General features: G+C 68.9%; 8 protein-coding genes. 4 read left to right on the forward strand and 4 right to left on the reverse strand.

Annotated elements, in window-relative coordinates; translation table 11 throughout:
* The 3 genes from OMP39_RS09290 to OMP39_RS09300 are packed head-to-tail and all read right to left on the reverse strand — an operon-like array spanning position 1 to position 3,757.
* Complete coding sequence (locus tag OMP39_RS09290; protein WP_425340620.1) at positions 1 to 609, reverse strand: MarR family winged helix-turn-helix transcriptional regulator; 609 nt, start codon at positions 607 to 609, stop codon at positions 1 to 3.
* A gap of 1 nt (position 610) precedes the next feature.
* Positions 611 to 1,393 carry an SDR family NAD(P)-dependent oxidoreductase gene (locus OMP39_RS09295; RefSeq protein WP_264891457.1) on the reverse strand — a complete coding sequence of 261 codons (783 nt, stop codon included), beginning with the start codon at positions 1,391 to 1,393 and terminating at the stop codon, positions 611 to 613.
* Between the two features lie 3 nt (positions 1,394 to 1,396).
* Entirely contained in the window at positions 1,397 to 3,757 is a 2,361-nt protein-coding gene (locus OMP39_RS09300) for a bifunctional salicylyl-CoA 5-hydroxylase/oxidoreductase (RefSeq protein ID WP_264891458.1), read from the reverse strand.
* Between the two features lie 232 nt (positions 3,758 to 3,989).
* On the opposite strand from OMP39_RS09300, the gene OMP39_RS09305 reads away from it, so the two are divergent.
* The 4 genes from OMP39_RS09305 to rpoD all read left to right on the forward strand — a co-directional run bounded on the left by OMP39_RS09305 (position 3,990) and on the right by rpoD (position 11,437).
* Positions 3,990 to 4,748 carry a 3-hydroxyacyl-CoA dehydrogenase gene (locus OMP39_RS09305; protein ID WP_264891459.1) on the forward strand — a complete coding sequence of 253 codons (759 nt, stop codon included), beginning with the start codon at positions 3,990 to 3,992 and terminating at the stop codon, positions 4,746 to 4,748.
* Positions 4,749 to 4,918: 170 nt separating this feature from the next.
* On the forward strand, positions 4,919 to 6,733 hold the full coding sequence (ggt, locus tag OMP39_RS09310; RefSeq protein ID WP_264891460.1) for a gamma-glutamyltransferase: 1,815 nt from the start codon (positions 4,919 to 4,921) through the stop codon (positions 6,731 to 6,733).
* Positions 6,734 to 6,871: 138 nt separating this feature from the next.
* Entirely contained in the window at positions 6,872 to 8,737 is a 1,866-nt protein-coding gene (gene dnaG / locus OMP39_RS09315) for a DNA primase (RefSeq protein ID WP_264891461.1), read from the forward strand.
* Between the two features lie 414 nt (positions 8,738 to 9,151).
* The gene (rpoD, locus tag OMP39_RS09320) at positions 9,152 to 11,437 is read left to right on the forward strand and encodes an RNA polymerase sigma factor RpoD (RefSeq protein WP_264891462.1); all 2,286 of its coding nucleotides are present in this window, start codon (positions 9,152 to 9,154) and stop codon (positions 11,435 to 11,437) included.
* Between the two features lie 671 nt (positions 11,438 to 12,108).
* Here the strand turns inward: rpoD and OMP39_RS09325 are convergent.
* The gene (locus OMP39_RS09325; RefSeq protein ID WP_232301078.1) at positions 12,109 to 13,185 is read right to left on the reverse strand and encodes an IS5 family transposase; all 1,077 of its coding nucleotides are present in this window, start codon (positions 13,183 to 13,185) and stop codon (positions 12,109 to 12,111) included.
* Positions 13,186 to 13,242 lie beyond the last annotated feature (57 nt).

Here is a 13,242-nt window from a genome sequence, read left to right on the forward strand (position 1 = left end):
TCAACCTCCAGGGGCCGCGCGGCTGCCGCCTTCGGGCAGCAGTCGGGCGGCCATGTGTGCTCTGAGATGCCCCAGGAGCTCGTACAGCGTCTTGCGATCGGCCAGCCGCAAGTCCGAGAAGAACTCGATGACCCAGGACTCGTGCTCCTCGGCCATCGCCTCGAACGTCTGGCGCCCGCGCGGCGTGAGCTTGAGCAGGAACGCGCGCCGGTCGTCGGGCACCGCTTCGCGCACGACGAGCCCTTCTTTTTCCAGCTCGTCGGTGAGCCCGGTGATGCTGCCGCCGGTGACCATCAAGTAGCGCGACAGCGCGTTCATGCGCAGCCCCTCGGGGTGCCGGTGCAGTTGCGCCAGGTAGTCGAAGCGTGCGAGCGAGATGCCGAAGCGCGCACGCAGCCGGCGGCGGATCTCGGTCTCGATCTGCTGTGTGCATGCGAGCATGCGCAGCCACAGCTTGAGCGCCATGTGGTCGTCGGAGGCGGCGCGGGCTTCGTGGCCGATGCTGTGGTCGTCCAGCATTGGCACGGCGCGCAGGCTCGGCGACGCCCGCACCGAAGAAGCCCGCGAGGAAGAAGGCCGCGAGGACGAGGCGCGCTTGGTGCTGCTCATCTCACATCACCTCCCCGCCGCACACCGCGATGGCTTGGCCGGTGACGGACTGGGCCTCGCGGCGGCACAGCCACCGCACCGCATCGGCCACTTCCTGCGGCTGGACGAGGCGCCCCTGCGGATTGCTCGCCTCCAGCTCGGCGCGCGCCTGTTCGGCAGTGCGCCCCGTGGTGGCGACGATGCGCTCGATGCTCGCACGCACGATGTCGGTCTCGGTGTAGCCGGGGCACACGGCATTGACGGTGACGCCCTTGCGGGCGAACTCGAGCGCGAGCGAGCGCGTCAGGCCCACCACGCCGTGCTTGGCCGCCGTGTAGGCCGACACGTAGGCATAGCCCTTGAGCCCGGCCGTGCTCGCGATGTTGATGATGCGCCCCCAGCGGGCGGCGAGCATGTCCGGTGCCGCCGCCTGGCTGCACAGAAAGGCCCCCGTCAGGTTGACGGCCAGCATCTGCTGCCACAGCGCGAGCGACGTCTTGGCCAGCGGCGCGCTTTGCGCCTGCCCGGCGTTGTTGACGAGGACGGCCACCGGGCCGCCCTGCCGGCGGGCGGCCTCGAAGGCGCCGGCCACCGAGTCGGCATCCGTGACGTCGCAGGCGACGGCCGCGTGGCCCGCACCGGGCAGGCCGGCCGCGAGGGTTTGCAAGGCGTCGAGCGACCGCCCCATCACCGTCACGCGTGCCCCCTCGCCCGCCAGGGCCTGCGCGATCTCGGCGCCGATGCCGCGCGAGGCACCGGTCACCACGACGTGCAATCCCTCGAGTGATGCGCCCTGTGCTGCCACCGCTCACACTCCCAGCGCCAGGTTGGCCTGCTGCAAGGCCGACAGCCCCGCCGTTTGGGCGGCCGCGGCCTTCTCGCGCTCGAGGTTGCGCTCGAGCTGCGTCTTGCCGGAGCGGTACTGCTTGGGCCAATCGAGATCGAAGTAGCCGATCTTGGCCGCCTCCATCAAGGTCCACGCCGGGTTGGCCAGGTGCGGCCGTGCGATCGCGCAAAGATCCGCCCGCCCCGCCGCGATGATGCTGTTGACGTGGTCGGCCTCGGAGATGGCACCCACCGCGATCGTCGGGATGCCGGCCTCGTTGCGGATGCGATCGGCGAACGGCGTCTGGTACATGCGGCCGTAGACCGGCTTCTGGTGGGCACTCACCTGGCCCGAGGAGCAATCGATCATGTCGGCGCCCGCGGCCTTGAACGCGCGAGCGATCTCGACGGCGTCGTCCGGCGTGATGCCGCCTTCGACCCAGTCGTGTGCCGACACGCGCACCGACATCGGCAGGTGCTCGGGCCACACGGCCCGGATGGCACGGAAGACCTCCAGCGGGTAGCGCAGCCGGTTCTCCAGCGAGCCCCCGTACTCGTCGGTGCGCCGGTTGGTGAGCGGCGAGATGAAGGCCGACAGCAGGTAGCCGTGAGCGCAGTGCAACTCGAGCCAGTCGAAGCCCGCTTCGGCGGCCCGGCGCGCCGCGGCGACGAAGTCGGCCTTCACGCGATCCATGTCCTGCCGCGTCATCGGCCGAGGCACGGGGCCGTCGTCGAGGTAAGGCACGGCCGAGGCCGAGAGCAAGGGCCAGTTGCCTGCCGGCAGCGGCCGGTCGGCCCCGTCGCCGTCCCAGGGCGCGTTGGTCGAGCCCTTGGCGCCCGCGTGGCCCAACTGCATCCCGATCTTGGCGTCGGTGTGGGTGTGCACGAAGTCGACGATGCGCTTCCACGCGTCGCGCTGAAGGTCGTTCCACAGCCCGGGGCAGCCAGGGGTGATGCGCGCATCGGGCGAGACGCAGGTCATCTCGGCGAAGACCAGGCCCGCGCCGCCCATGGCCCGCGCGCCCAGGTGCACCAGATGGAAGTCGCCCGGAATGCCGTCGGTGGCCGAGTACTGCGCCATCGGCGAGACGACCACGCGGTTCTTGAGCCGCGTGCCGCGCACCTGGTAGGGCGTGAACATCGGCGGGATCGGGCGCGCCCCGGGCCGCCGCTGCGCACCGCTGCGCTCGGCCCACCAGTCCTCGTAGCGTTCCACATAACCGCGATCGCGCAGCCGCAGGTTCTCGTGGCTGATGCGCTGACTGCGCGTGAGCAGCGAGTAGGCGAACTGCTGCGGAGGCAGGTCGACATAGCGGCGCACGTTCTCGAACCACTCCGTCGAGTTGCGCGCGGCGTTCTGGATCTTGAGCACCTCGACGCTGCGCACCGCCTCGTACTCGCGCAGCGCGGCGTTCAGGTCGCCGCGTTGCCGCTCCATGCATCGCGCCAGCTCGATCGCGTCTTCGAAGGCCAGCTTGGTGCCCGAGCCGATGGAAAAGTGAGCCGTGTGCGCCGCGTCGCCCATCAGCACGACCGGCGCACGGCCGTTGTGGTGCACCCAGGTCTTGCAGATCACGCGCGGGAACTTGATCCACTGCGCCGACCCGCGCAGGTGCGCCGCGTTCGACATCAAGGCGTGGCCGTCGAGGTACTTGGCGAAGAGCTGCTCGCAGAACGCGATCGACTCTTCCTTGGTCATTTGGTCGAGCCCCGCCTTCAGCCAGACCTCCTCGGGCGTTTCGACGATGAAGGTGGAGGTGTCGGCGTCGAAGCGGTAGGCATGGGCCTGGAACCAGCCCCACTCGGTCTCCTCGAAGGCGAAGGTGAAGGCCTCGAAGAGCTTGTGCGTGCCCAGCCAGACGAAGCGGCACCGGCGCACGTCGATGTCGGGTTGATACACCGCCGCGTACTTCTGCCGGATGCGGCTGTTCAGGCCGTCGGAGGCGATGATGAGGTCGGCGTCGGGGAACTCCTCGTCGCTGGCCACCTCCGTCTCGAACACCAGCTCGACGCCCAGCTCCTCGCAGCGGGCTTGCAGGATGTTGAGCAGCCGCTTGCGGCCGATGCCGCAGAAGCCGTGCCCCCCGGAGCGGATCTTGTGGCCGCGGATGTTGACCTCGATGTCGTCCCAGTGGTTGAAGGCATCGAGGATCGCGGTGGCCGTCGGCTCGTCCGCCGCCCGCAGGTTGCCCAGCGTCTGATCCGAGAACACCACACCCCAGCCGAAGGTGTCATACGGGCGGTTGCGCTCGATCACCGTGATGTCGTGCGCCGGGTCGGCTTTCTTCATCAGCAGCGCGAAGTACAGGCCCGCCGGGCCTCCACCGATGCAAACGATCTTCATGGCGTCAAGCCTCCATGCATGGTGATACTTTAGACCTCAAGTATTTGGAGGTCAAAGACTTTTCTGGGGGGAGGAGTCATGGTTTTCCCGAGGGTTTCGGGCCGCCCTCGCTTGCGCCGCGAGGCCCGCGTTTGGGCGACAATTTGACGTTTACGTCAACGTCAAACGGCGGCGTGCGCAGCAGGCCTCTGCGGACGCCGCCCCTTTTCCCCCTTTCCAAGAAGGAGCAGGCATGGACATCCAGGGCAAGGTTTTCATCGTCACGGGCGGCGCCTCCGGTCTGGGCGAAGGCACGGCCCGCATGCTCGCGCGCGAAGGCGGCAAGGTCGTGGTGGCCGACCTGCAGGTCGAGCGTGGCGAAGCGGTCGCCCGCGAGATCGGAGGGGCGTTCGTCAAGTGCGACGTGGCCAGCGAAGCCGACGGCCGGGCTGCCGTGGCCAAGGCGCTGGAGCTGGGCAAGTTGGTGGGCCTGGTCAACTGCGCCGGCATCGCCCCCGCGGCCAAGACGGTCGGCAAGGACGGCGCGCACCCGCTGGACCTCTACACCAAGGTCATCACCGTCAACCTCATCGGCACCTTCAACATGATCCGGCTGGCCGCCGAGGCCATGTGCAAGAACGAGCCCGAGCCCACCGGCGAGCGCGGCGTGCTGATCTCCACCGCGTCGGTCGCCGCGTTCGACGGCCAGATCGGCCAAGCCGCCTACTCGGCCTCCAAGGGCGGCGTGGTGGGCATGACCTTGCCCATCGCGCGCGACCTCGCCCGCAACGGCATCCGCAACATGACCATCGCCCCGGGCATCTTCGGCACGCCGATGCTCTTTTCCATGCCCAAGGAGGTGCAAGACGCGCTGGCCGCCAGCGTGCCCTTCCCCTCGCGCCTGGGCCGCCCGGAGGACTACGCCAAGCTGGTGCACCAGATCATCACCAACGAGATGCTCAACGGCGAAGTGATCCGCCTGGACGGCGCCATCCGCATGCAGCCCAAGTAACGAGCCGGGCGGGCCGGGTGTGCCGGATGGATCCAGTCGGCCACGCGGCCCGCGCCCACGGCTTGTTTCGAATCCCCATTGAGGCGACCGGGGCTCCTCGCTAAAGTGCCCGCATTCGCGCCTCGCCGGCGGCCTGCCCCGGCGGGTGCACCGCACCTGGAGGAGCCCCTGTGTCCGACACCAGCCGCCTAGCGCCGCGCAGGACGCGCCGCACCCCCTCGCCCTGGATCGCCGCCGCCGCGCTGGCGGCCCTGCTCGCCGCTTGCGCCTCTACCGCGCCGCGCGACTTCGCGTACAAGGCCCCCGAGCAGCCCGAGGCCACCACCGGCTACGTCGACAAGCCCGGCTGGTCCGCGCGCAGCTTCGCCGTCGCGGCGGCCAACCCGCTGGCCACCGATGCCGGCTACCAGGTGCTCAAGGCGGGCGGCTCCGCCGTCGATGCGGCCGTTGCCGTGCAAATGGTGCTCACGCTCGTGGAGCCGCAATCGAGCGGCATCGGCGGGGGCGCCTTCCTGCTGCACTGGGACGGCCGGCGCGTGCAGGCCTACGACGGCCGCGAGACGGCCCCGGCCGCCGCCGACGAGAAGCTCTTCCTCAAGCCCGACGGCACACCCATGGCCTTCTACGACGCCGTGGTGGGCGGCCGCTCGGTGGGCGTGCCCGGCACGCTGCGCATGCTCGAGTCGGCCCACCGCGAGCACGGTCGCCTGCCCTGGGCCAAGCTCTTCGAGCCGGCCATCCAACTCGCAGAAGGCGGCTTCAAGGTGAGCCCGAGGCTGTACGGGCTGCTGCGCAACGAGCAGCACCTGCGCAAGGACGAGGCCGCGGCGCGCTATTTCTACAAGCCCGACGGCGACCCGCGCGATGTGGGCATGGTGGTGCGGAATCCCGCGCTGGCCGAGGTCTTCCGCCAGATCGCCACGCAGGGCGCCGACGCGTTCTATCGCGGCCCCATCGCGCGCGACATCGTCGCCAAGGTGCGCAACCATCCCACCAACCCGGGCACGATGACCGAGGAGGACCTGGCGCGCTACCAAGCCAAGAAGCGCGAGCCCATGTGCTCGGACTGGAAGCAGTACCGGCTGTGCGGCTTTCCTCCGCCGTCGTCGGGCCACATCGCCATCGCGCAGATGCTGGGCATCCTGCAGCACACGCCCCCCGTCGCGCCGCTGAAGGACGGTCTGCCGAGCGCCGACTTCCTGCATTACTACACCGAGGCCGCCCGCCTGGCCTTCGCCGACCGCGCCCAGTACGTCGCGGACCCGGATTTCGTCGCCCCGCCAGCGGGCAGCTGGTACAGCCTGCTCGATCCGGCCTACCTGCGCCAGCGCGCCTCGCTCATCGGCGCGCAGTCCATGAAGCAAGCCCAGCCCGGCCGGCCGGGCATGGCGCCCGCCGCCCATGCGCCGCAGGCCGAGCAGCCCGAGTACGGCACCTCGCACATCTCCATCGTCGATGCCCACGGCCAGGCGGTGGCGATGACCACCACCATCGAGGACCAGTTCGGCTCCCGCCAGATGGTGCGCGGCTTCCTGCTGAACAACGAACTCACCGACTTCTCGCTGGCGCCGGCCGACGCCCAAGGCCGGCCCATCGCCAACCGGGTGCAGGCGGGCAAGCGACCCCGCTCCAGCATGAGCCCCACGCTCGTCTTCGACAAGGCCTCGGGGCGGCTGGTGATGAGTGCCGGCTCGCCGGGCGGCGCGCTCATCATCCACTACACCGCCAAGACGCTGCTCGGCACGCTGGAGTGGGGGCTCAACGCCCAGCAGGCCATCAGCCTGCCCAACTTCGGCTCCACCAACGGCCCGACGCTGCTGGAGAACAAGCGTTTCCCCGCCGAGACGTTGGAGGCCCTCAAGGCCCGCGGCCACGAGATCCGCGAGATGGACATGACCAGCGGCCTGCAAGCCATCCAGCGCACGCCCACGGGCTGGTTCGGTGGCGCCGACCCGCGCCGCGAGGGCATCGTGATGGGGGACTGAGCCCGCGTGGGCCCTGCGCACGCCGGCCGGCGCGCGCAGTGGTTTCGGGCGGGCGGGGCGAGCCCGTGCCCCGAGGACAGCCGGCCGCGTGCCTGCCGCAGCCACGAGCTCACGGCGGCCCGACGGTAGACTTCACCCGTGATCCCACCCGCCTTCAAGCAAGACCTGCTCGCCCGCACCGACATCGTCGAACTCGTCGGGCGCTACGTCACGCTCAAGAAGGCCGGCATCAACTACAAGGGCCTGTGCCCCTTCCACGGCGAGAAGACACCGAGCTTCATCGTCAGCCCCACCCGGCAAACGTACCACTGCTTCGGCTGCGGAGCCCACGGCAATGCCATCGACTTCCTGATGGAGCATGGCGGGCTCGGTTTCGTCGAGGCGGTCGAGGAACTGGCGCATCAGCACGGGCTGCAAGTGCCGCAGGACGAGCGCACGCCGCAGCAGCGCGCCGAAGCCGCGCAGGCGCGCGAGCGGCACACCACGCTGACCGAGGCGCTCGACCGTGCTGCCCGGCACTACCGCCGGCAACTCAAGGCCACCTCCCGCGCAATCGACTACCTCAAGGGCCGGGGCCTGACGGGAGAGATCGCCGCCCGCTTCGCCCTGGGGTACGCCCCGGCCGGCTGGCACGGTTTGTCCGCCGTTTTCCCCCGCTACGACGACCCGGTGCTGGAAGAAGCCGGGCTCGTCATCGTCCACGCCGAAGAGGAGCCGCCGCGGCGCTATGACCGCTTCCGCGACCGCATCATGTTCCCGATCCGCAACGTCAAGGGCGAGGTGATCGGCTTCGGCGGCCGCGTGCTGGACCAAGGCGAGCCCAAGTACCTCAACTCGCCCGAGACGCCGGTATTCGTCAAGGGGCGCGAGCTCTACGGGCTGTACGAGGCGCGCGGCGCCCTGCGCACGAAGGGCTACGCGCTGGTGGTCGAGGGCTACATGGACGTCGTTGCGCTGGCGCAGCACGGATTCGAGAACGCCGTGGCCACGCTGGGCACCGCCTGCACCGCCGAGCACGTGCAAAAGCTGTTCCGCTTCACCGACGCGATCGTCTTCAGCTTCGACGGCGATGCGGCGGGCCGCAAGGCGGCGGCCCGGGCGCTGGAGGCCGCGCTCCCCCATGCACAGGACACGCGCTCGGTGCGCTTCCTCTTCCTGCCGCCCGAGCACGACCCCGACTCCTTCATCCGTGCGCACGGCGCGGCCGCCTTCGAGTCCCAGGTCCAACAGGCGGTCCCCTTGTCCGTCCAGCTGATCGAACAGGCCGCCTCCGATTGCGACCTTTCCACGCTGGAAGGCCGCTCGCACATGCTGGCGGCCGCCCGCCCACTGTGGAGCCAATTGCCCGAGGGCGCGCTCAAGCGCCAGCTGGTCTCGGCCATCGCGGCGCGCGCCGACATGCAGGCCGCGGACGTCCTCGCCCTGTGGGACGCATCCCCCGCTGCCCCCCGGCGCCCTGCCGCTCGGGCACCGGCCGAGCACGAGGCCTGGGCCGCGCAGACGCCCCAGCCGCGGCGCGTGCCCACCCCCCCGGCGGGCGGCCGCCCCAAGCGCTCGCCCGCCACCCCGGCCGACTGGGCCGGCCGGATGCTGCTCGAGCACACCGGCTGGTGGGAACTCCTGACCGCGGAGGATCACCGCCTGCTCGGCGAACTGCCCGCCCCGCACGGCCCCTTGTTCCGCTGGATCGAGCAGCAAGTGATGGAGCACGGGCCGCAACCGTGGTCCGCCGTGCGCGAGGCGCTGGCCGACCAGCCGTTCGAGCCCCTGGCGCGCCGGCTGGTCGAGGACACCCTGGCCTCCGAGCAGCCGACCGAGGAGTTGCAGCGCCTGGAACTGCGCGTCCTGCTCGACAAGATGCACCTCGCGGCGGACCAGGAACTCGCCCAGCGGCTCGCCACGGACCCCGCCCGGATCGGGGCCTATGCCGAAGTGATGGAACGCATCCGCACGCGCAAGGCTCACCTGGAGGGCATGCAACGGTCGCTGTCGGCCGGCCGGTAGGAGACCGCCCCCTGCCCAGGGCCTGCCGGGGGCCGGGCCACGGTGACGCCGGGCCATGGGTGACGCCGCGCCGGCGCCGTGACACAAGAATTTCTTGACTGGACAAGCCGTTACGCGGATAATGGAATGTTTATTGCACGCGGCAAGAGTGACACCAGCGCCTGCGGACCCCGGCCACCCTTCGACGAGGGATACGACACTTGGCCACCGACCCCGCCAGGGCTGACCTCGAACGATGTCCACGCAGCTTGCCCACCATAGCCGCCGCTTGAGCCGGGGCCATTCGGCCCCATCTGGCATACGAGCGAGCGCGGCTCGTTCTTGCCTGCCCGACGCCTGCCGGCGACCCGCTTTGTCCGGGGGTCGCCCGCCGGTCGTGCCGGCCGCCAGAGCCCAGACCATCCGAGGAACCGCATGACCGCGAAGAAGAGCGCCCCTGCCAAGACCGCCAAGGCGAACAAGGCCGTCGAGACCGAAGAGAAGAAGACGACCAAGGCCGTGGCGGCCAAGGAAGACAGGACCAAGCCCGCTGCCAAGGCCGCCGCCGACAAGGCCGTCGACAAGGCGGCGAAGCCGGCCCGTGCCGCCAAGGCCGACGCCGACGAGGGCAAGGCCAAGGCCAAGCGTGGGCGCAAGCCGAAAGCCGCGACCACCAACAAGAAGGCCGCGGGCGAAGCCGACTTCGAGGACGAGGATTTCGCGGACATCGAGGCCGATCTCGAGGAAGCCGAGCCCGAGGTCGAAGTCGACGAGGCCGCCGAGGAAGACAAGCCCAAGGCCAAGCCCCTGCGAATGAAGGTCAGCCGCGCGAAGGAGCGCGCGCTGATGCGCGAGTTCGGCCTGGACGAGACCACCCTCACCGAAGATGAGGTCAACAAGCGCCGCCAGGAGCTCAAGACCCTCATCAAGATGGGCAAGACGCGGGGCTTCCTCACCCACGCGGAGATCAACGACCACCTGCCCGAGAAGCTGGCCGAGGCCGAGATCATGGACGCCATCGTGTCCATGCTCAACGACATGGGCATCGCCGTCTACGAGCAGGCGCCCGACGCGGCCACGCTGCTGATCTCCGGCGGCACGACGACCACCGCGACCGAGGAAGAGGCCGAGGAGGAAGCCGAAGCCGCACTGTCCACCGTCGATTCCGAGTTCGGCCGCACGACCGACCCGGTGCGCATGTACATGCGGGAGATGGGCTCGGTCGAGCTGCTGACCCGCGAGGGCGAGATCGAGATCGCCAAGCGCATCGAGAAGGGCCTGCAGGACATGATGCTGGCCATCTCGGCCTCGCCCACCACCATTGCCGAGATCCTGCAGATGGCCGAGCGCATCCGCTCCGGTGAGTTGCAGATCTCCGAGGTGGTGGACGGCTTCGTCTCCGAGGACGAGGCCGACGACTACGTGGCCGAGGAGGACTTCGACGAGTTCGACGAGGAAGAGGACGACGACGGCAACGGCGGCAGCAAGGCCCTGACCAAGAAGCTCGAGGAGCTGAAGAACCAGGCGCTGCAGAAGTTCGACCAGCTCGCCGTCCACTTCGACAAGATGCGCCGCGCCTACGAGAAGGACGGCTACAGGTCGCCGGCCTACAACAAGGCGCAGGAAGCGATCTCGCAGGAGCTCATGACCATCCGCTTCACGGTCAAGACGATCGAGAAGCTGTGCGACATCCTGCGCTCGCAGGTCGACGACGTGCGCCGCTACGAGCGCGAGATCCGCAAGATCGTCGTGGACAAGTGCGGCATGCCGCAGGAGCACTTCATCAAGGCCTTCCCGCCCAACGCTCTGAACCTGCAATGGGCCGAAAAGGAGGCCGCGGCCGGCAAGCCCTACAGCGAGGTGCTGCGCCGCAACCTGCCCGCCATCCAGGAGCTGCAGCAAAAGCTGGTCGACATCCAGGCGCGCGCCGTGGTGCCGCTCGAGGATCTCAAGCAGATCAACAAGCGCATGAACGAGGGCGAGGCGGCGTCGCGCGAGGCCAAGCGCGAGATGATCGAGGCCAACCTGCGCCTGGTGATCTCGATCGCGAAGAAGTACACCAACCGCGGCCTGCAGTTCCTCGACCTCATCCAGGAAGGCAACATCGGCCTGATGAAGGCGGTGGACAAGTTCGAGTACCGCCGCGGCTACAAGTTCTCGACGTATGCAACGTGGTGGATCCGCCAGGCCATCACGCGCTCGATCGCCGACCAGGCCCGCACGATCCGCATCCCGGTTCACATGATCGAGACGATCAACAAGATGAACCGCATCTCGCGCCAGCACTTGCAGGAGTTCGGCTACGAGCCGGACGCGCCGACGCTGGCCGAGAAGATGGACATGCCCGAGGACAAGGTCCGCAAGATCATGAAGATCGCCAAGGAGCCGATCTCCATGGAGACCCCGATCGGCGACGACGACGATTCGCACCTGGGCGATTTCATCGAGGACACCAACAGCGTGGCACCGGTCGACGCCGCCATGCAGGCCGGTTTGCGCGAGGTGGTGAAGGAGATCCTCGACTCCCTGACCCCCCGCGAAGCGAAGGTGCTGCGTATGCGCTTCGGCATCGAGATGAGCACCGACCACACCCTGGAGGAAGTCGGCAAGCAGTTCGACGTGACGCGCGAGCGGATTCGCCAGATCGAAGCCAAGGCCATCCGCAAACTCAAGCACCCCAGCCGCTCGGACAAATTGCGCACGTATCTGGACAACCTTTGAGGTTGGCCGGATACGGGGCTCGCGACAGCGAGCAGCCGCCGTGCGGCGACGCGATTTGCGGCGCAGCCACAAATTGCGCACGTATCTGGACAACCTTTGAGGTTGGCCGGATACGGGGCTCGCGACAGCGAGCAGCCGCCGTGCGGCGACGCGATTTGCGGCGCAGCCACAAATTGCGCACGTATCTGGACAACCTCTGAGGTTGGCCGGATACGGGGCTCGCGACAGCGAGCAGCCGCCGTGCGGCGACGCGATTTGCGGCGCAGCCACAAATTGCGCACGCATCTGGACAACCTTTGAGGTTGGCCGGATACGGGGCTCGCGACAGCGAGCAGCCGCCGTGCGGCGACGCGATTTGCGGCGCAGCCACAAATTGCGCACGCATCTGGACAACCTTTGAGGTTGGCCGGATACGGGGCTCGCGACAGCGGGCAGCCGCCGTGCGGCGACGCGATTTGCGGCGCAGCCACAAATTGCGCACGTATCTGGACGACCTCTGACCTGAGGGCACTTCGCATAACCCCATTTCCGAAGGCTGAACCGGCATGAGGGCGCTCGCGTCGTTCAGTTCGGGGTTCTCGGTGCCGCTCAGGCCCCGTCATCGCAGCCTTGGCGGGCGCCCGAGGCCCTGCAAAACTGCGTTTGCAGGCTCTGCGGGCGCACCTCTCCCTTCATCGCGCACACCCGCACGGGTCATGGCGCACCAGCCAGACCAGCCGCTTGGCGTTGTACGCCGCGCACTTCAGCAGGATCGCCAGTTCGTTTCTCGCCAGCGTCATCGCCCGCACGCACTTGCCGCCCAACTGCTCGAGGCCGGCGAACACATGTTCGCCTCTGGCGCGGACGCGGTTGATCGCCTTGTTGCGCGCGTCCAGTCGCACGCGCCGCTCCTGCCCGGGCTTGGCACGCCGCGCGATGCCGTCGCGCAGCCCGTGGGCCTGCAGCAACTGGCGGTTGGTCTGCGCGTCGTAGCCTCGGTCGGCCAGCAGCCGCGCGCCGGTGTTGGCGCGGTCCAGCACCTCCTTGAGCGTCTGGCCGTCGTCGGCGTTGGCCGGCGTGACCTTCGCCCGGCGGATCAGCTTGTAGCGCGCGTCCGCGTTGGCGTGCACCTTGTAGCCGTAGAAGCTCTTGCCGTGCTTCTTGGTCCAGCGCGCGTCGCGGTCGGTGTGCTGCAGCCGCTTGGCATTCCAGCCCTCGGGCCTGCGGCCTTCGTTGAGCGCTTCGCGCTCGTCCTTGTTCGCCTGGGTGAGCGGTGCCTGCACGATGCTGGCATCCACGATCTGCCCGCCGCGCGGGATGTAGCCGTGCTGCTGCAACTGCAGGCTCACCGCCTCGAAGATAGCGCGGCCGCCCAGACCGCCTTGGGCCAAGCGCTGCTTGAAACTCCACAGCGTGCGCGCATCGGGGATGTGCAGTGCTCCGTCCAGGCGGCAGAAGTGCTGGAAGCTCATGCGGTCCAGCACCTGGTACTCGCAGTCCTCGTCGCTGAGGTTGTACAGCGACTGGATGAACAGCAGCCGCACCATCACCTCGGTGGGGTACGGCGGGCGCCCGCCTTTGCTACGGTCAGCGCGAGGGCAGGCGGTGTCGACCCGGGCGGCAATGGCCGCGAAGTCGATCAGTTCGTCCATTGCTGCCAGGTTGGCGATGAAGCCGCCGAGCTTGGCTTGGCGCTGGTCCTGCACGAACAGGTCAGCGCCAGGCTGGTGACGCCACAAAGACGAGGGCTTGATGCGCGGGGTGATCATGGGCGACATCATGCCGGCTCACGGGCTGCAAGGGGGAGGGAGGTTTCGAGAAGTGCC

The organism is Schlegelella aquatica, from assembly GCF_026013905.1.
Lineage (GTDB): Bacteria > Pseudomonadota > Gammaproteobacteria > Burkholderiales > Burkholderiaceae_C > Caldimonas > Caldimonas aquatica.